This is a genomic window from Haloarcula amylovorans (assembly GCF_004681185.1).
GTDB lineage: Archaea > Halobacteriota > Halobacteria > Halobacteriales > Haloarculaceae > Haloarcula > Haloarcula amylovorans.
In genome coordinates this window covers 157,830-176,165 of record NZ_SRIF01000005.1, presented here as the reverse complement: position 1 = coordinate 176,165, position 18,336 = coordinate 157,830, and the positions used below count along the sequence as shown (strand labels likewise).

The following is an 18,336-nucleotide window of genomic DNA, read 5'->3' as shown; positions in this document are numbered from 1 at the left end:
TGGTGTTGGGCTTCCCGTCGTCCGTGGAAACGTGCATCCGAGAACGGTCGGTAAGGTGCACTCGTGCTCTGAGGATGTGCGCGGGTCGAACACGACCGGACCCCTCTCTTTAGGGACCGGCCGATAGACTTGGGGCATGAGCGAGACATCGACCGACGAACGCATCACAGTGTACTCCGATTACGTCTGTCCGTTCTGCTACCTCGGCCGCGAGTCGCTCCGGCAGTATCAGGCGCAGCGAGAGACCGCACTCGAGGTCGACTGGCATCCCTACGACCTGCGGAGTCAGAAGCGCAACCCCGACGGGAGCATCGACCACTCCGTGGACGACGGGAAAGACGAGGAGTACTACGAAGAGGCCAAACAGGGTGTCCGACGTCTTCAAGAGCAGTACGACGTGGAGATGGACCTCGACATCGCCACCGATATCGATTCACTGCCCGCGCAGGTCGTCTCCTACGCGCTGAAAGAACGCGAGGCCTACGAAACGTGGCTAGCATTCGACAAATCGGTCTTCGAGGCGCTCTGGCAGGAGGGCCGCGACATCGGTGACGCGGACGTCCTGGTCGAACTCGCGACCGAGGCCGGCGTCGACGCCGATGTGGTCCGCTCGGCACTCGACGACGATTCGCTGCGCGAAGATATCCACGAGCGGTTCGCGGCGGCCCGGCAACAGGGCGTCACCGGGGTTCCGACGTTCGCTTACGACGGCCACGCTGCACGCGGTGCAGTGCCACCCGAACAGCTCCGACGACTGGTCGAAGGCACCTGAGTCGGCTCAGACGACGCGGTTTCGCAGCTCGTCGCCGCGGCTCGCCCGCTCGACGTTCTCGCGGACGAGCGCTGCCACGTCCTCGTGATAGCGGTTCGTGAAGGCGGCACAGTGCGGCGTCATGAGGGTGTTCTCGGAGCCCCAAAGCGGATGGTCCGCCGGGAGCGGTTCCTCCCAGTAGGCGTCGAGAGCCGCGCCGGCGATAGTTTCTTCTTCGAGCGCCGTCAGCAGAGCATCCTCGACGACTACATCACCGCGAGCGACGTTGACGAGGTAGCTGTCCGCCGGCATCGCGTCGAGGACGGCGGCGTCGATTAGTCCCTCGGTGTCGTCGGTCAGCGGGACGGCGAGGACGACGAACCGGGCGTCGGCGACGGCAGTTCGGAGATCGGCGGGTTCGTACACCTGCTCGACGCCGGGAACCGGGTCGCCCGACCGACGGACGCCGACGACGTCCATGCCAAGCGCAGCGGCCCGGTCTACGATTCCGCGGCCGATGGTGCCGAGACCGACGACGCAGATGCGCTCGCCGGAGAGCGTAAACGGCGCGTCGTAGGGTTCGTGCTTCCACTCGTGGTCTCGCTGTCTGTCTCGATAGACGTGGAGGCGGCGCGCAAATGCCGTGAGGTAGCCCACGACCGTCTCCGGGACCGTATCGCCGTGGATACCGGTGCTGTTCGTGAGGACGGTGCCATGTTCCTCGTAGGCGGCCATGTCGAACTCGTCGTAGCCCGCCCGGACGCCGTGGACCCACGCCGCGTCGAGAAACGCTTCGCGGGGCGAGAACGTCACCACGCAGTCGCCATCGCTATAGGATTCGCCGTCGGTCGTCGTCTCGACGGGCACCAAGCAAGCCGACAGCGACTGGGCGAGCGAGTCGGTCGGACAGGCCTCGGCGACCGACTCGTGGACGGCGATTCGGTCGATGTCCATACTGGCTAGGCGACGCTCCGGCGGTTAGTCGTTTCGCCAAGCGAGCCGAGCACGCCGCCACGTCGGGAGAGCGGCCGCTCGTCGGGATTTACTCGAAGAAACCGTCTGCTGAACGCGGTGCTACTTCTGACGCGGGGAACGGGCTTCGACGCGCATCTCGACGTAGCGGCCCGGCCACGTCGCTACGTGCTTCCGAATCGCCCGAGTGACCCCCGCGACGAACCCGTCCGTCGGGGCAGGATCGACTGCGTCGTGACTGTCGTCCTGCTCTGTCTCGATTGGTCCCTCGGGAAAACTCATTACGGTATAGAATATCACGGCCGATACAATAAACATTAGGGATTTTGAGAACGCGTACGCGAGCGAGTACGAATTGTCGTAACTACTGCAGTATTGCTCGCATCCTGCGAGTTTTGCACTATTGATGAGTCGAAACGACGGAACAGACAATAACGCACTTATACCCGAGTTTCCAAAACAGGGTTCAAGCTTCAATGACATCGTCGTCATCCACCGGGAGCATCCAAAAGACGTTTCTGAAGTACCAGCACGTCTTCGTGTTCCTCGCGCCGCTGGCGTTCGTGGTGGGCGTCTACTTCTTCGCGCCCACGTCGCCCGCTGACCCCGGAACCAGCTACTGGCTGGAGTACTGGTGGCTGTTCCTCGCGTTCATCGTCGGCGCGACCATCGTCAACACCGTCGGCATCAGCGGGTCGGCGCTGTTCGTGCCGTTCCTCATCTTTATCTTCCCGCTGTTCGCCTTCGAGTTGGAACCCGAACAGCTCGTGAAGATCGGCCTCATCAGCGAGTCCTTTGGCCTGTCGAGTTCGTCGCTCGCGTTCATCCAGTACGGGCTGGTCGACCGCCGACTAGCGCTCTCTCTCGTCGGCGGCGCGATTCCGTTCGTCATTGCCGGGGCGTTGCTCTCCTTTATCATCCCCGCACCGGTGTTCCACGCACTGCTCGGTATCGCACTCTTAGCGGCATCCTATCTGCTGTTCAAGGCCAATCTCGACCACGAAGAACCCGACGCCAGTGGTGACGAGGCAGGCGTTTCGGCCGACGGCGGGACCGACGACAGACTGCCGGACGACGACGACAAACTCGGTCCGGCCGGCGTCGAGAAAGACGACTCGGGAGCCGTCACGCGTGTCGACCGCGACGGCAACGACTACGGCTACTCCCACGGCGGCTACCTCGAACGGTTCGTCAACTACAGCATCGGCGGCATCTTCCAAGGGCTGGCCGGATTCGGTATCGGCGAACTCGGTATCATCTCGATGCTCCGGACGAACGTTCCGGTCCGTGTCGCCATCGGAACCAACCACATCATCGTCGCCACGACGGCCATTCTCGCGTCGCTGGTTCACGTCTTCGGCGGTGGACTAGTCCCAGGCGGGCACAGTATCAACCTCGCTTCGACCCACTGGAACATGGTCATCTGGACTGCGCCTGCGGCCGCCACGGGCGGTCAGATCGCCCCCTACGTCTCGGCGGCGCTGGACACGGAAATCATCAAGAAGGGCGTCGGCGGGCTGTTCGGCATCATCGCCGTGGCGCTGTTCCTGATGGCCGGCGGTGCATTCTAACGTCCGGGCGTTCACCGTCGGGACATGTACGACCATATCTTGCTCCCGACCGACGGCAGCGACGGGATCGCCGCAGCCGCCGAACATGCCGGGAACTTCGCCCAGTCGTTCGACGCCACCGTTCACGTCCTCTCCGTCCTCGACACACGCAACCGCTTCGAGAGCCCCACCAGCGGCCTCTCCTCGGAGGCGTGGACGGAAGCCGAATCGGAGCGCGCGACGGAGGCCGTAGAAGACACCGTCGCCGAACTTCCCGACGCCATCGCGGTGGAGACGGTCGTCAGAGAGGGCGTCCCTCGGACGGAGATTCTGGAGTACGTCGAAGACGAAGGGATAGACCTCGTCGTCATGGGAACCCACGGCCGCACCGGGCTCGATCACTACCTCATCGGTAGTGTCGCCGAGAAGGTCGTCCGTCGCTCGCCGGTTCCCGTTACGACGGTTCGAGTGTAACGCAGTTCTGAGCTAGCGAAGAACCTCGGAGAGCGAACGGTGACCAGAGGAAGCCGTGAGCAGCGAGGGGCGAGAACGAAGACACCCTTCGGCAAAGCGTAGCGGCGCACGTCACGAGCAGTATCGAGACCCGCGAACGGGAATTTCCTCTCAGCCCGATTCGACGAACGCCACGAGCTCCGCCGTGGGGACGAACCCGTCGGCGCGGCGGTCTCTCAGTTCCCCGTCGACGAACAGCAGGAACGTCGGGACGCTCCGGACGTCGAAGGCTTCGACGGCGTCTAAATCCTCCTTCGGATTGAAGACGACGACGACCGCGTCGGTCGCTCGGGCGACGTTGTCGAGAATCGGTTCCATCGACTGGCAGATGGCACAGCCAGCGGTTCGGACCATCACCAGCACGCGGTCGTGGTCCGCTAACACGTCGTCGAGTTCCGTGCGCGTCCGAACCGTGACGGGCCGGTCGTGGTCGGCAGCAGCCATAGCCGAGATAGGGCCCGCATCGGGGTAAGTGTTTCAGGCCCCAGCGGTCGTTTGCTCTGTCGTCGCTGTGTCGGTGGCCGACGAACAACCGATGTCGTACTCGACCGTTCGTGGTTCGGTCGTCTCGGCGGAGACGTCTGAACCGTCAGCCTGTGCGCTGAAGGTGACGGTGGCCTCGTGGTCGCCGCTCGACTGGCACTCGAACTGCACAGAGACGTCGCGTTTCTTACCGACGCCGACCGACGGGTTCGAGACGGTGTCCCTGGCCGGGGATGCACGAAGTCCCTCGCTGGTCGAAACGTCGTACTCGACGGTGAAATTGACCGTCTCGGTGAACTGATTGCGGACAGTGACGAAGGCGTCGTCGTACTGCTCGCCGCCCGACAACGTGACTGGTTCGTCGGGATACTCGAGCGCCATGTAGGCGTCCTCGTCGCCGACGACGTGGACACTCGTCGTCCGGTCGGCCGTCACCGAACTGAACCCGCCGCTCCCGACGGCGAAGGCGAGCGCCGCGACCGCGACGACTGCGAGGGCGACGCGTCTACGCATCGTTTACCTCGGGCGGTTGCTCGTCGACGCCGAGTCGCATCCGCCGGGAGAGCAGGAAGTGCGAGACGGACGAGACGAGAAACACCCCGAGCAAGAAGACGGTCCATCCGACGAACGGTACCGCGGCGAACGGTCCGAGTTCCAGCCAGGAGAGCGAGACCAGCGCCGTTCCGAAGAGGGTGAATCCCAGATAGTACGAACTCCACGGGATATCGTATCGGTCGACCACTTCCAGATAGATGTCCAACTCGGCGGCGGCGTCCGTGAGCGTGACTTCGCCGGCACGACTGTCGAAGTCGACGATGCCGGTCTCGTCCATCTTCGGGAGGTGGAACTGCTGGAGCGAGGTGTAGACCGTCTTGCGCTCGCTCGCGGAGATCTCCTGGACGGTGCTGTTGTTCTCCCACGCGGCGACCTGTTCTGCGAGGTCCGACAGCGTCACGTCGGTCTGTTCGTCCTGTAGATAGTGTAACGTGTAGCGCCGCCGACGGTTGCTCAGCATCTCGAACGCGTCGTCGCGCGAGAGGTCCGTTTCGCGTTCCGGCTCCGGCTGGTCGTCTGATTGCTGTTCCTCTGTCGTCTGTAGGGACTCAGCCCTGCTGGATCCTGCGTGTGCCTTACTCATGCTAACCTCCCACCCCTGGGAGTAACCGTGATCGACTGCAAGCGGCTTCGACTGTGTGCATTTGTAGAAAAGACCACATGTACCATAAAACCATTGAATAGCTATCATGATACTGGTTGAATCGCACGTGGTTACGACGTCGGACAACTTGCTTTCAGTTGACTGTAAACACCGATATCCACGTAGATAGCAGCGCGATATGGGGTCGAAAACACTGTTTGACTCCCATCCTCGGAACCGTAGCCGCCCCCTATCAGCCTTCAAACACTCACAGCTTCCCTGTCAAAGAGATTACTACAATGGGGGAAGGGGGACATGCATCAGATAGCGCTGACCCGTAGGGGGTGGGCGCTACCGAGGTATACAAACAATGCAACGACGCAAGTTCCTGATCGGAATGGGATCGCTCGCGGCCGGCTCGGCCGCTGCAATGGGTACCGGCGCGTTCACGAGTGTGAGCGCGAATCGTGACATCACAGTCGATGTCGCTGGTGACGCTAATGCTTTCCTCCAGTTCACGAAAGCCGAGGAAGACGGTGGCGTCACGCCGAACGCTGAAGAGTACGTGAACATCGAGGGAGACAATACGGTCAGCCTCGATTTCACTAATACTAACGAATCAGCAGGAGAAGGTGAGACTGGAGGGAGCGGTGTGAACGACGACGCAACGACCATCTTCGACAACCTCCTTGACGTCACGAACAACGGGACTCAAGAGGTCAACATCGGGGTTGACCTGAGTACGGAACCGGAGCCGCTCGGGATCTACGCGGAAGACGTGCAAGGAACGCAGGACGATAACGGCGGCGGATTCGCCGTTCGAAACTACCCTGAAGACCCCAACTGGGACCACACGCTTGGCGTTGGCGAGACGCTCGAAAACATCGGTGTGTACGTCACCGATCCCGGCGCTATCGACGGGGAAACGACGTACACGGTGACGATTATCGCCGAGCGCGTCAACGGGAACCGGGACTAACGCTACTGAGTAGTCATGAAGAGGCGTAGCTTTCTGGCCGGATTCGGCATCGCCACAGGGGCCGGAGCACTGACGGTTGGTTCCGGCGCGTTCACCAGCGTGAGCGCTCGGCGTTCCATTACCGTCAGCGTAGCCGATGACTTTCGAGCCTTCCTTCGACTGGAACCAATCCAGAACGAAGGTGTCGCAGGAGAGCCAGTCGGACGGTCCTCAACGGGCGGGCGAACGATTACGTTTGAGATCCCCGGCGACGGGGACGGCGAAAATTCGGCTGCCGGTGGCGTCGCCCCAGACTCTATCTACGAGTTTCACGATCTCGTAGAGGTAGTCAATCAGGGGACGCAGCCAGTTGACCTCTACAGTACCTATGATGGCGACCTAGCCAACATCGGACTCGTAGATAAGGACGGTGTCCTCCGCAATGACCCGGCGACTCTCGCAGTAGGTGACAGTCTAGCTGTCGGACTCCATGTCGATACGCACGGCGCTTCGACCGGAGAGTACGACGAGACGCTGACCATCGTCGCTGAAGCCACTGACGACTGAGAGCCGTTGTGGTCCACACCACCTGGGGGGTGGTGGCACTACCTCAGTCTCTTTGAACTGGGTTCAACCACCGTGATACAATGACAATACGAGGGACATTTGGAGTCAACACATCTGACTAATACTGATCATCCGTGAATAGAACCATACTCCTGCTCGTCGCTACCGTTACATCTGCCGCGATACTCGTCCCGACCGGCGCAATACCGTTTACCGCATCGGGAACCGATACAGTGAGCGAAGACATCGAGATGGCACCCGCCGACACACCCAACGGCGACTACGCTATCCCGAACGAGAACGACGAGATAGAACTCCTGCTGACCGACGCCAACCCGTATATCGACGGTGCTGGCGTGGATGCCGACGCCGTCACCCCCATAGACTGCGTGTTCACGATGACCTACACCGGCGATAGCCAGGCAGAAGTCTGGCTGACAGACGACGCCGACGACGTGCGATTCTACCGTAGCACCGATCCCGAGGACTCGCTCGAACGGGCCGAGAACAGCGTCGTCCTCCAGCCGAACGAGAGCGTCACGGTCGGCTTGCTGGTCGATACGCGTGGCGACCACGATGTCGAAGACATCGACACGTTCACCGTTCACGCAGAACTCGCCGAGCAACGGGACCAGCGGGACCGCGGAAACAGCCGGAACGAGGCCGCAGTCGAAGCGAACGAACCGGCACGCCAAACGCCCGAGACGACGGCGACACCGGAATCCCAGCCGGAAGAACTGGCAGCGACGACGCAACCGCCGACGGCGGCCCCCGGCCAGACGCCGGGCGGAGACGCCGACAGCAGGACGACTGAGACAGCGTCGGACCGGGCAGACACCGCGGCGACCGACGAAGACGACACAGGATCGGGTGACGAGCCGCCGACGGCCGACGAACCGACCGAACTCGGCGGGTTCAGTCCGGGGCCGCTGGGACTCGTCGGCGGATCGCTGGCGGCGATATTGCTCGGACTCGCCGCGTTCCGGGCCTTCGGCTGAGGGGCGCGCGTGGTCTGTCCGGCGTGAGTCGTCGATACCGCCGCAACTGAGATGAGGGAGGCACCGAAACGAACGCAGACGACCGAGCGATGCACACAAGCGAGGAGACGGAAACGGCCGACGAGAGCCTCTTGCGGACGGTCCACGACCGAACGGCGGTGCTCGACGTGTGCTTACTGCTCTCGGTCCCGATGGCGTTGCTCGCCGTCGCGTCGCTTCCGCTGGCCGTCCGCGAGTCGTTCGTTTTCGAGTATACGGACCCGACGCTCACGACGGCGCTCGTCTCGCCGTTCGTCCACCTGACGCCCGTCCATCTCGGGACGAACCTCGCGGTGTACGCACTCGTCGTCCCGGTGGCCTACCTCCTGAGCGTACTGAGTGGGCAGCGACGACGCTTTCGCGTCGTCTTCGTTTCGCTGGTGCTTGCCTGTCCGCTCACGCTGTCGTATCTGAACCTGGCCATCGTCCGACAGAGCGTCGGCGTCGGCTTCTCGGGCGTGCTGATGGCGTTTTACGGCTACCTCCCGCTGGCACTCGCCGCGTACCTCGACCGGCAGTTCGACATCGGGCCGGAGCGACAGACGGGGCCGCTGCTCTTCTTCAGCGGGCTGACGCTGATGACTGGCCTGACGTTTATCGCCGTCCGGGCCCACCGAGTCGCCGTCCCGTTGCGCGGAACGATGGTCCCGGTCACGTGGCTCCTGTCGGTGACGCTCCTCGGCGTGTTGGCGGCGCTTACGTTGACTGTCGCGTTGTACGTGCTCTCGGGTGTCGGCGAATGGTGGCCCAGTCGCGCAACCCTCACCGACGCCGCCGCTCGGACCGGCTACTTCGAACTGGCCGTCGTTTCGGCGGTGTTGTTCCTCGCGGTGCCGGTCGCCACGTTTCCGGTCGACCCCATCATCGTGGACAGCGTCGTGAACCTCTACGTTCATCTGCTGGGCTACGCGCTGGGATTCATCGGAACATACGCGACGGTGACGCTCGACCGCGTGCTGTTTACCGCTTCGCCGCAACTGTAATTCGAGTAGGTACTGTTACTTCACCAACTATTTTATGATGGCGTATCATACAGAAACCGATGACACTGCGGAGGGGGGTAGAGCTGGGGCTAGAGGGAGCGATGGCGCTGTTCCTCGTCGCGATGGTTGCCGGGCAACTGCTCGGCCAACCCGTGCTGTTGGGCTACGTCACGACGGGGAGTATGCAACCGACGCTCGACCCTGGCGACGGGTTCGTGGCGGTTCCGGCGGCCATCGCAGGCCCAGTCGAGGAGGGAGACGTCGTCACGTTTCGGGCCGAAGAGCTACACGGCGGGGGGTTGACGACCCACCGGGTCGTCGGTGAGAACGACCGCGGCTACGTAACCAGAGGCGACAACAACCCGTTTACCGACCAGGACGGCGACGAACCGCCAGTGACCGACGCTCAGATTGTCGCCGTCGCCTGGCAACCCGGCGGAGCAGTCCTGGCGATTCCCGGCGTCGGTACGCTCGTCACCGGGACACAGGACAGCATCGCGTGGCTACAACAGCGCCTCACGCTGCTCACGGGCAGTCGCTCGCTGCTCGGCACACAGGGCATCGCCTATCTGCTCGTGGCGCTCTCGTTCACGGCATACGTCGCGGACGTGATAGCGGGGAGTGACCGGAAGCGCCAGCGGTCCCGGTCGCGAGAGACCGGGACGAACGTCCGCCTCGTCCTCGCCGTCTTCGCGGCGGCAGTGGTGCTGGCCGCGACGGCCGCGATGGTGGCCCCGGCAGGAAGTACCGAATTCGGAGTCGTCAGCGCCGAAAGCGACGCGCCCGGAAGCCGCGTCATCGAGACGGGAACCAGCGAATCGGTGCCGTATCTCCTCCAAAACGGCGGGTTCATCCCCGTGGTCGCGTACTTCGAACCGGTCACCGACGGCGTCGACGTCCAGCCACGAGAGACGCGGATTCCGGGCCGCGCGACGGTCAACGCGACGCTCGTCCTCACCGCGCCGCCGGAGACGGGGTACTACCGACAGTTCCTCGTCGAACACCGCTACCTGCTGGTCCTTCCACAGTCGACGATTCGGGCGCTCTACGAGGTGCATCCGTGGCTTCCCATCGTCGCCATCGACAGCATGCTAGGCGGGTCATTCTACCTCCTCGGGGCGGCGCTCGCTGGGACCGGCCGCGTCCGGACTCGCTCCCGAAACAGTCCCTCCCGATTCGACCGACTGCTCTCTCGGCTCAGATAGAACTACTCAGGATACCATGAACGACAGAACGAGCGAACCGGACACACGGGGCCGTCGCCTTCGGGTACTGCTGGTCGACAACTACGCGCTCGTACTCGGCGCGCTCGTCCTGATCGGCGTCCTCGGCGGCGTGGTCACGTACACGACCTATCTCGACGGCGGGACTCAGACAGAGCCGCGACAGGTGGCGTCGTGGCAGTCGAGCGGCGAGTTCATGCACAGCGCGACCGTGGTCAACGACACCGAAGCGTTCGCAGCCGGCACCGTCCTCCGAAACCGCTCGGTGTACTTCCAGCGACTCACACCTCGCCTGAACGGTTCATTCGTCTACACGTACGCCGCCAGCGACGGCGGGAATCTCACTGTCGATACGACGGTGACGCTCGTCATGCGCTCCGTCGAGGAGACCGGCGGGGGCAACGAGACAGTCTACTGGCGCGTCGAACGCCCGCTAAACGAAGTCAGCACGTCGTCGCTCGAACCCGGTGAGCGAGCGGTCGTGCCGTTCTCTCTCAACGCCTCTGCGGCGGCCGCGGAGGCCGACCGCATCGACAGCGAGTTGGGCGGAACGCCCGGACGAACCGAAGTCGCCGTCGTCGCCGAGGTCGAGCGCTCGGGAATGCGCAACGGCCGCCCCGTCAAAGCGAGCGACGCGTCTCGACTGTCTATCGACCCCGGGGAGGGCGTCTATCGCGTCAGCGACTCGGGACCGCTGACCGATTCCGGCGGACAGACCGAGGAGACGACGGTCCCTGTCGAGTACGGCCCGCTCCGAACCGCTGGTGGCCCGCTCCTGTTGCTCCTCGGCGGTGTCGGCGCGCTCGGTCTCGTGGCCGCGCGCCGCTCCGGTCGGCTAACCGTCACGGACGCCGAGCGCCGGTGGCTCGCGTATCGCTCGACCCGCGAGGAGTTCGACGACTGGATAACGACCGGACGCGTGCCCAGCGAGGCAGAGGGGCCGCCGGTCGTCACCGTCGACTCGCTGTCGGGGCTGGTCGACGTGGCTATCGACACCGACGAACGCGTCATCGAGGACCGCCGACGCGGGGCCTGTCTCGTCCTCGGCGACGGACAGTGGTACCGTTACGACCGACCGGCGGAGCCGACGAAAGGGCAGGATAGAACCGGAACGGAATCAAAAGCCGCCGACAAACACCTGCTCGCCGAGGAGCAGAACGGATCCGACGTGCCTGGTGCGTCCGGCAACGAAGACTGAGCGACCCCGCCCGAGAGCCGCCCGACCGTGGAGTATTTCTGCGCCGGCACCGCCAGACCAGCCATGGACGCTGCGCTTGGCCCGCCAGCGAAGATGGCCGAGCTAGAGGACGACCTGACGCCGATGATGGCACAGTACTTCGAGCTCTGCGAGCGCTACGACGAGGCACTCGTCCTCTTTCAGGTGGGCGACTTCTACGAGGCCTTCTGCGAGGCCGCCGAGCGGGTGGCCCGTCTCTGTGAGATTACGCTGACTCAACGGGAGGACTCCACCGGGGAGTACCCGATGGCGGGCATTCCAATCGACAACGCCGAGTCGTACATCGAGACGCTGCTGGACGCGGGCTACCGGGTCGCCGTCGCCGACCAGGTCGAGGACCCCGACGAGGTCAGCGGCGTGGTCGAGCGGGCGGTCACCCGCATCGTCACGCCCGGCACCCTCACCGAAGCCGAACTGCTCGGCGGCGCGGACAACAACTACGTCGCGGCGCTGACCGAGGGCGAGGGCGACTACGGCCTCGCGCTGGTCGACATCTCGACGGGCGACTGCTACGCGACGAGCGTCGGCAGTGAGACGGCCGTCGCCGACGAACTGAGTCGGTTCGGCCCCGCCGAGGCTATCGTCGGCCCCGACGTGGACGTCGACGCGGACGCGGTGTTCGGTCCGGCGTGTCTCGTGACCGAGTACGACGCCGACGCCTTCGAGCGTGAGCGGGCCGAGGAGCGCATCGAGCGTTACTTCGGGTCACCCGAGCGGTTGTTGGCCGGCGACGCCGAGCGACGGGCCTGTGGCGCGCTGTTGGCCTACGCCGAGTACACTCGCGGCAGTGCGGGCGCGGTCGGCCCCGACGGCGAACCCGTAGATCCCGACGTGGACCCCGAAGGGACCCTCGACTACCTCAACCACCTCACGCGCTACGACCCCCGCGAGTACATGCTGCTGGACGCGGTGGCCGTCGAGAGCCTCGAACTGTTCGAACGGCGCTCAGTTCAGGGGCACGCGAACCTGACGCTCGTCGATACGCTGGACGAGACGGCCTGCGCGCTCGGCCGCCGGAAGTTGACCGACTGGCTCCGCCGACCGCTGCTCGACGAGGACCGCATCGATGCACGTCACGAGGCCGTCGCGGAACTGTCGCGGGACCCCGCGACCCGCGAGCGGCTGCACGACCTGTTGACCGACGTGTACGACCTCGAACGGCTCATCTCGCGCGTCTCTCGCGGCCGCGCGAACGCGCGCGACCTGCGCTCGCTCGCGGCGACGCTGTCGGTGGTGCCCGACGTGCGCGAAGCGTTGTCCGAGGCCGACGCTCGCCTGCTCTCGGACTTACACGCGACAATCGACCCGTTGACCGAGACGCGCGAGGAGATAGAGGCCGCCATTCGACCGGACCCGCCACAGGAGATCACGGAGGGCGGCGTCGTCCGCGAGGGGTACGACGACGAACTGGACGACCTGCGCTCGACCGAGCGCTCGGGCAAGCAGTGGATAGACGACCTAGAGGCCGACGAGCGCGAGCGAACTGGCATCGACTCGCTGAAGGTCGGCCACAACTCGGTCCACGGCTACTACATCGAGGTGACCAATGCCAACCTCGACTCGGTGCCCGAGGACTACCAGCGCCGCCAGACGCTGAAGAACTCCGAACGGTTCTACACGCCCGAGCTCAAGGAGCGAGAAGAGACGATTCTCCGTGCCGAGAGCGAAGCCGACGACTTGGAGTACGACCTCTTTTGCTCAGTGCGGGATGCCGTCGCCGACGAGGCCGAACGGGTGCAGGCACTCGCGGACCGACTCGCGCGACTAGACGTCCTCGTCTCCTTCGCCGAGGTGGCCGGCGGCCACGACTACTGCCGACCGACCGTCGGCGGCGACGGCATCGAGATCGGGGCCGGGAGACACCCCGTCGTCGAGCGCACCGAAGACGCGTTCGTCCCCAACGACACGCACCTCGGCAGCGGCCCGGTCGGGGTAGACGACGAGAACCGAGAGACCGACACCGAACGGGACCCCTTCTTCGCCGTCGTCACCGGGCCGAACATGAGCGGGAAATCCACCTACATGCGGCAGGTAGCGCTCGTCTGCCTGCTGGCCCAGGCCGGTAGTTTCGTCCCCGCGGCGTCGGCCGACCTCCCGATACTAGACCGGGTGTTCACTCGCGTCGGAGCCAGCGACGACATCGCCGGCGGGCGCTCGACGTTCATGATCGAGATGACCGAGCTGGCGACCATCCTCTCGGAGGCGACGGCCGATTCGCTAGTCCTGTTGGACGAGGTGGGACGGGGCACCTCGACGGCGGACGGGTTGGCCATCGCTCGCGCCGTCACCGAGTTCCTCCACGACGAGGTGGGCGCGTACACGCTGTTTGCGACGCATCACCACGATCTGACGGCGGCCGCTGGGGAACTGGCCGGCGTCGCCAACCGCCACTTCCGGACGAGCCGTGAGGAGGGGAACGTCGTCTTCGACCACGAACTCGCGCCCGGCGCGGCCGCGGCATCCTACGGCGTCGAAGTGGCCGATATGGCGGGCGTCCCCGACGACGTCGTCGCCCGCTCTCGGGAACTGCTCGCCGACGACCGGCGGGACGGAGCCTCGGCCAGGGGAAACAGCGGGAGTGGCGGCAACGATTGCGGGGACAGCGGCGACAGCGGCCGTTCCGCCGGCGAGGCCGGGACGACGCTGCGGACGAACGGCCACGATTCGGCGGCCGACATGGTCGCCCCGGAGAGGGTGACCGACGACCCCGAGACGCTGGTACGCACACTCAGAGAGACCGACGTCGCGACGATGACACCACTAGAGGCGCTGAACACGCTCGCGACTCTCAAAGACCGGGTCGAGCGAGACGGTCCAGATGGGGACTAGCTGGCAATCAGTTGAATACTATACTTTACTAACCTGTAAGGTACAGGTATTTTTATCCTAGAGATATGACAGCCACTATGCGAACGTCAGCCCATACCCCGTCTACGGCCCCGCTGGTCTCGACCAGTTTCCAGGATCCGGAGGCAGTCGCCCCGGCCGTCGTCCAGGCGGTTTCGAACGTCAGCGAAGACCCGATCGAGTCGCTCCCACCCCTCAACACGGCCGTCGACCCCGACGCGCTCGCCGCGCTCGTCGAGAGCGGGACGGTCGCACACGTCGCGTTCAGCTATCACGGTCACGACGTGGTCGTCACCGCGGCCGGCGACATCGATGTCTACTGAATTCCCGGTATCGAATAGTCTCACGGCGATTTAGCGAACGGTCACGGCGGCGCGAGCGAGACGAACTCCAGTCCCTTCTCGGCAAGTAACTGCCGTGCGCGGTCGGTCACCGACGGCGCGACGAGGATGCCACGAACCTCCGTCTCGGCGTGTAAATCCCGTCTGAGCGCGTCGACGTACCGGTTCAGTTGGCCGACGGCGTCCGGACCGACCCGTCGGCGCTTCAGTTCGACGACGACAGTTCGCCCGGCGGCATCTTCGCCGTAGATGTCGACCGCGCCCGCGGGCGTCTCGCGCTCGGTCGCCAGCGGCGTAAAGCCCGATTCGACGAGGTCCGGCGTCTCCAGTATCCGGTCTTTCAGGTCGGCCTCAGTCCCGGTAACCGCCAGTTCCTCGGGGTCGCTTACGTCGAAGGCCGCGGCGTGGGCCACCGTCTCGAACGCGATTTCGAGTTCCTCGTCGGGAGTGGTCCGCTCCGAGAGAATCACCAGCGACTCATCGGCGACGGTGACGGAGTGGTCACACCCCGGCGGTTGCCAGTTCACGGGTTGCTGTCCCTCGTCGGTGTGGACCAGCGCGGTCCCGTCGGGCTTCAGCGTCACGTGGCGGTCGCCGAGACCGAGCGAACTGGCCGCACGGCCCTGGTACTCGACGGTGCAAGGGCCGAACAGCGTCACCATCGCACCTCGCTCTATCGCGCGCTCGACGAGGTCGCGCGCGGTGTCGGGGGCGGGGTGGCTCAGCGTCTCGACGGCGCTCTCGGCAGTCACGGCTTGCGGTTAGCGGTCGGTCCGTAAAAAGGACGCGTCGTCGAGCAGGAACACCGCGTCGGCCCGCTGACGAAGGGCGACGAGTAGTCCCGCCCGCGCAGTCCGAGCGTCGATCCCGTCACCGACCACCTCGCAGGCACGGCTCTTCGTCTCGACCCACCACTCGCGGAGCGCCGCCGGGTCGTCGGCACGGACGAGGACGACATCCTCGGAGTCGGTGAGCGTCGGGTCCAGCCAACAGACGCAGTAGCGCCGAACCGTCCCGTCACAGACGAGCAACTGGTCGAACCCCGCATCGAGTGTCGAACAGACGGTCGCCGCCGGCCATGCACGTCCCAGCGGTTCGGACTGCGCGATAGGGTCGGCGTCGACGCCCCAGTGAGCGTACCGACAGTCGAATCGGCCGTCCGCACGCACGACGGCGACGAGCGTCCGCCGCCCCATCAGCGCTCGTTCCCCCGGTCTCTGCACATGCACGTCGGTGGTCGCGTCTCCCTACTTGAACGCTCGCTCGGTCCGGCCGTCGACGCCTACTGGAATCAGCGAGTCAGCCGAACCATGCTAATCATGCACAACCCTCAAGTAGCACGTCGCCGTATCAGCAAGTATGATAGGGAGCGAATGGCTGTACGGTGCCATCGCCCTGCTCGTCGGGTTACACGTCCTGACGATGCTGTACGCCTACCGCCGGCAGAGCGACGCCGCCGCCGGTGCCACGCAGGCGGACGCGGAGACGCGGCCAGCAGTCGGTAGCGACGAGGAAGAGGAGGCGGGCGGGACCGTCAACTGCGCTCACTGCGGGGCCGTCAACCAGCGGGGCTACCAGTTCTGCCGGGAGTGCGTGGCCGACCTCTCCAGTAGCGCGCCCCGACGACAGTCGCCCGACCGCACGCAACCGTACTGATTTTGCTCCCGGAGGGATGCGTTGAGGTGTGTGGGAAGCGACGACGTCGACACGCGTTTCGGAGTGCTCTCGACGGCCAGAATCGGACGCGAGTCGGTGATTCCAGCGATCCAGCGAAGCGACCACGAGGTCGCCGCGATCGGTTCTCGTGATGCCGACCGCGCCCGTGCCGTCACCAACGAACTCGGTATCGAGTCGGCCTACGGCGACTACGAGGCGATGCTCACCGAGGCCGCCATCGAGCGCTGTATCAGAGCGCCGAGGAGGGAGCGCCGGTCGCCGTGGCCGGCCCGAACTGACTGGGCCGAACCGTTTTTGCCCCCGGCCGACTTCGGGCGAGTGTGACGATTCCCACCACGACACTGCCGAGCGGCGACGAACTCCCGATGGTCGGCGTCGGGACGTGGCAACTCGACGACGACATCGTCGGCGACTCCGTACAGGCGGGGTTAGACGCCGGCTACGGTCACGTCGACACCGCTGAGGGCTACCACAACGAGGCCGCCATCGGCGACGCACTCACAGATTACGAGCGCGAAGACTTCTTCCTCACGTCGAAGGTCCTGCCGAAACACCTCGACTACGAGTCGGTCATCGCCTCCTGTGAGGCGTCGCTGGACCGACTGGATACGGAGTACCTGGACCTGTATCTGGTCCACTGGCCAAATCCGGCGATCTCGATTCGGGAGACCATGAACGCAATGGCCCACCTCAAAGCAGAGGGGAAGGTCCGGAACGTCGGCGTTTCGAACTTCAGCGCGTACCAACTCAGCGCCGCCCAGCACGTCAGCGACGTGCCCATCGCGGTCAACCAGATCGAGTACCATCCGTGGAACACCCAGGACGACGTCGTCAAGCACTGCCGCGAGACGGACACCGTCGTCGAGGCCGCCGCGCCGCTCGGCCGAACCGAGGTGTTCGAGGACGAGACGATACAGGCCGTCGCCGAGGAGTACGACCGCTCTGTCCCGCAGGTCATTCTGAAGTGGGCCGTCGAGAACGACGTCGTTCCCCTCCCGAAGTCCACCTCGCCGGACCACGTCCGAGCGAACCTCGAACTGTTCGACTGGGACCTCGCCGAGGAGGACCGACAGCGCATCGACGACATCGACCACCACCAGCCGGTGTACGACCACCCCGCACGGGACTGGACGAGCGACACCTACGGCATCTCGCAGTAGGCCGTCTATGGGGCCGCCCGCGCCGACCCGACTCGACGCCCTGGCGGCCGTGAGCGTCGCGCTCTGTCTTCTCGTCGCCTATCGCCTCGCGCCCAGTCCGACGGTGCAGTACGCCGCGTGGCTGGCGATCTTCTGCGTCTGGATGGCGTGGTTCGTCGCCTTCGGCGCGAGATGGCTCTACGCCGAGTGACCCACTCGTCGTTTAACCCGCCTGACTCGAATGGTTTACTCGATTCCGTGTCAGAGAGATTTTATTAACTCCCGGTTCATATGCACAGTTGATGCCTCGCATCGAAGTCTCGGAAAACCTGTACCGCCAGCTCGAAGACGAGGCCAACGGAGAGGCCATCGACGACACCATCTGGAAGATGGTCGGTACGTATCGCCGCAAGCACAACCCCGAATCAGACCGACGATAGCACCACGCTGCCGACTGTTCTTTGCTGACCCACTCACGAGCGATAGCTGTCCGTCGAGCGAACGACGATGGGGAGCACGACGTGCTGCTGTCTTTGACCGACGCGTCACGGAGATGTCTCGTCGTCGTTGCCGACCGCTGTCGACGATAACTGCGTTCGTAGCCGTGTGAGCGACGACCGTCAGCACCGGCTCTCCGTCGCGGTCGGTTCGCTTCGATCCGGCTTCGACCGCCATCCCTGGCTGTCTGGTCAACCCGAGCGCCCACGGAACGGTATTTCAGGCGTTTCACGGCCAGAAATGGCTTCCTAACACTCTCGCCAGCGGCTGCGCTGAGCACGCTACCGCTAGTTGGTACGTAGATAACGTGGAAGGACTCCTAAGCGAGTATAACCGGTGTTTGAACGGTATTCACCAGTATCAAACTAGCGTCATATAATCCATAACAAAGGTGTCAACTGGAGCAGAGACGAGCGATGGCT

Annotated in this window: 23 protein-coding genes; 16 read left to right on the top strand and 7 right to left on the bottom strand. The window is 64.5% G+C overall.

What is annotated here, in order from left to right; translation table 11 throughout:
- The first annotated feature begins 136 nt into the window (after positions 1-136).
- A complete protein-coding gene (locus E4S61_RS18305; protein ID WP_135305384.1) occupies positions 137-772 on the top strand; it encodes a DsbA family oxidoreductase in 636 nt (211 codons plus the stop codon).
- Positions 773-778: 6 nt separating this feature from the next.
- Here E4S61_RS18305 and ddh read toward each other — a convergent pair whose 3' ends face one another.
- Positions 779-1,705 carry a D-2-hydroxyacid dehydrogenase gene (gene ddh / locus E4S61_RS18300; protein ID WP_135305383.1) on the bottom strand — a complete coding sequence of 309 codons (927 nt, stop codon included), beginning with the start codon at positions 1,703-1,705 and terminating at the stop codon, positions 779-781.
- Between the two features lie 120 nt (positions 1,706-1,825).
- Positions 1,826-2,005, bottom strand: coding sequence for a hypothetical protein (locus E4S61_RS18295; RefSeq protein ID WP_135305382.1), 180 nt, complete (start codon positions 2,003-2,005; stop codon positions 1,826-1,828).
- Positions 2,006-2,199: 194 nt separating this feature from the next.
- Between E4S61_RS18295 and E4S61_RS18290 the strand changes: the two genes are divergently transcribed.
- Both E4S61_RS18290 and E4S61_RS18285 read left to right on the top strand, forming a co-directional pair.
- On the top strand, positions 2,200-3,294 hold the full coding sequence (locus E4S61_RS18290; protein WP_135305381.1) for a sulfite exporter TauE/SafE family protein: 1,095 nt from the start codon (positions 2,200-2,202) through the stop codon (positions 3,292-3,294).
- 24 nt (positions 3,295-3,318) lie between these two features.
- A complete protein-coding gene (locus tag E4S61_RS18285) occupies positions 3,319-3,747 on the top strand; it encodes a universal stress protein (RefSeq protein WP_135305380.1) in 429 nt (142 codons plus the stop codon).
- Between the two features lie 150 nt (positions 3,748-3,897).
- Here E4S61_RS18285 and E4S61_RS18280 read toward each other — a convergent pair whose 3' ends face one another.
- From E4S61_RS18280 to E4S61_RS18270, 3 genes are read right to left on the bottom strand one after another with little or no spacing between them, the layout of a single operon-like run.
- Positions 3,898-4,230, bottom strand: coding sequence for a thioredoxin family protein (locus E4S61_RS18280; RefSeq protein ID WP_135305379.1), 333 nt, complete (start codon positions 4,228-4,230; stop codon positions 3,898-3,900).
- 33 nt (positions 4,231-4,263) lie between these two features.
- Positions 4,264-4,782 carry a hypothetical protein gene (locus tag E4S61_RS18275; protein ID WP_135305378.1) on the bottom strand — a complete coding sequence of 173 codons (519 nt, stop codon included), beginning with the start codon at positions 4,780-4,782 and terminating at the stop codon, positions 4,264-4,266.
- Positions 4,775-5,407: a DUF7344 domain-containing protein gene (locus E4S61_RS18270; protein ID WP_135305377.1), complete on the bottom strand. Its 633-nt coding sequence runs from the start codon at positions 5,405-5,407 to the stop codon at positions 4,775-4,777. Before E4S61_RS18270 ends, E4S61_RS18275 begins: the two co-directional genes overlap by 8 nt.
- A gap of 370 nt (positions 5,408-5,777) precedes the next feature.
- Here E4S61_RS18270 and E4S61_RS18265 point away from each other — a divergent pair, with 370 nt between their 5' ends.
- The 8 genes from E4S61_RS18265 to E4S61_RS18230 all read left to right on the top strand — a co-directional run bounded on the left by E4S61_RS18265 (position 5,778) and on the right by E4S61_RS18230 (position 14,582).
- Entirely contained in the window at positions 5,778-6,386 is a 609-nt protein-coding gene (locus E4S61_RS18265) for a hypothetical protein (protein ID WP_135305376.1), read from the top strand.
- 15 nt (positions 6,387-6,401) lie between these two features.
- On the top strand, positions 6,402-6,932 hold the full coding sequence (locus tag E4S61_RS18260; protein WP_135305375.1) for a hypothetical protein: 531 nt from the start codon (positions 6,402-6,404) through the stop codon (positions 6,930-6,932).
- Between the two features lie 134 nt (positions 6,933-7,066).
- Positions 7,067-7,930, top strand: a complete 864-nt coding sequence (locus E4S61_RS18255; protein WP_135305374.1) for a hypothetical protein — start codon at positions 7,067-7,069, stop codon at positions 7,928-7,930.
- A gap of 89 nt (positions 7,931-8,019) precedes the next feature.
- On the top strand, positions 8,020-8,952 hold the full coding sequence (locus E4S61_RS18250) for a hypothetical protein (RefSeq protein ID WP_135305373.1): 933 nt from the start codon (positions 8,020-8,022) through the stop codon (positions 8,950-8,952).
- 59 nt (positions 8,953-9,011) lie between these two features.
- Positions 9,012-10,157 (top strand): S26 family signal peptidase, encoded by a 1,146-nt coding sequence (locus E4S61_RS18245; protein WP_135305372.1) that lies wholly within the window; start codon positions 9,012-9,014, stop codon positions 10,155-10,157.
- Between the two features lie 16 nt (positions 10,158-10,173).
- Positions 10,174-11,373, top strand: coding sequence for a DUF5305 domain-containing protein (locus tag E4S61_RS18240; RefSeq protein WP_167768559.1), 1,200 nt, complete (start codon positions 10,174-10,176; stop codon positions 11,371-11,373).
- A gap of 63 nt (positions 11,374-11,436) precedes the next feature.
- Positions 11,437-14,241: a DNA mismatch repair protein MutS gene (gene mutS / locus E4S61_RS18235; protein ID WP_135305371.1), complete on the top strand. Its 2,805-nt coding sequence runs from the start codon at positions 11,437-11,439 to the stop codon at positions 14,239-14,241.
- A gap of 77 nt (positions 14,242-14,318) precedes the next feature.
- Entirely contained in the window at positions 14,319-14,582 is a 264-nt protein-coding gene (locus tag E4S61_RS18230) for a HalOD1 output domain-containing protein (protein ID WP_167768558.1), read from the top strand.
- Positions 14,583-14,623: 41 nt separating this feature from the next.
- On the opposite strand, the gene nucS is transcribed toward E4S61_RS18230, so the two are convergent.
- A complete protein-coding gene (gene nucS / locus E4S61_RS18225; protein WP_135305370.1) occupies positions 14,624-15,352 on the bottom strand; it encodes an endonuclease NucS in 729 nt (242 codons plus the stop codon).
- A 9-nt stretch (positions 15,353-15,361) separates the two neighbouring features.
- Positions 15,362-15,823 carry a DUF6735 family protein gene (locus E4S61_RS18220; protein WP_245180826.1) on the bottom strand — a complete coding sequence of 154 codons (462 nt, stop codon included), beginning with the start codon at positions 15,821-15,823 and terminating at the stop codon, positions 15,362-15,364.
- Between the two features lie 136 nt (positions 15,824-15,959).
- On the opposite strand from E4S61_RS18220, the gene E4S61_RS18215 reads away from it, so the two are divergent.
- From E4S61_RS18215 to E4S61_RS25575, 5 genes are all read left to right on the top strand, one after another.
- Positions 15,960-16,256 (top strand): DUF7577 domain-containing protein, encoded by a 297-nt coding sequence (locus E4S61_RS18215; RefSeq protein ID WP_135305369.1) that lies wholly within the window; start codon positions 15,960-15,962, stop codon positions 16,254-16,256.
- Between the two features lie 30 nt (positions 16,257-16,286).
- Positions 16,287-16,601: a Gfo/Idh/MocA family oxidoreductase gene (locus E4S61_RS18210; protein ID WP_135305368.1), complete on the top strand. Its 315-nt coding sequence runs from the start codon at positions 16,287-16,289 to the stop codon at positions 16,599-16,601.
- Positions 16,598-17,437 (top strand): aldo/keto reductase, encoded by an 840-nt coding sequence (locus tag E4S61_RS18205; RefSeq protein ID WP_135305367.1) that lies wholly within the window; start codon positions 16,598-16,600, stop codon positions 17,435-17,437. The genes E4S61_RS18210 and E4S61_RS18205 overlap by 4 nt, the downstream gene beginning before the upstream one ends.
- 7 nt (positions 17,438-17,444) lie before the next feature.
- Positions 17,445-17,627: a hypothetical protein gene (locus E4S61_RS18200; RefSeq protein WP_135305366.1), complete on the top strand. Its 183-nt coding sequence runs from the start codon at positions 17,445-17,447 to the stop codon at positions 17,625-17,627.
- A gap of 91 nt (positions 17,628-17,718) precedes the next feature.
- A complete protein-coding gene (locus E4S61_RS25575; RefSeq protein WP_164509626.1) occupies positions 17,719-17,856 on the top strand; it encodes a hypothetical protein in 138 nt (45 codons plus the stop codon).
- Positions 17,857-18,336 lie beyond the last annotated feature (480 nt).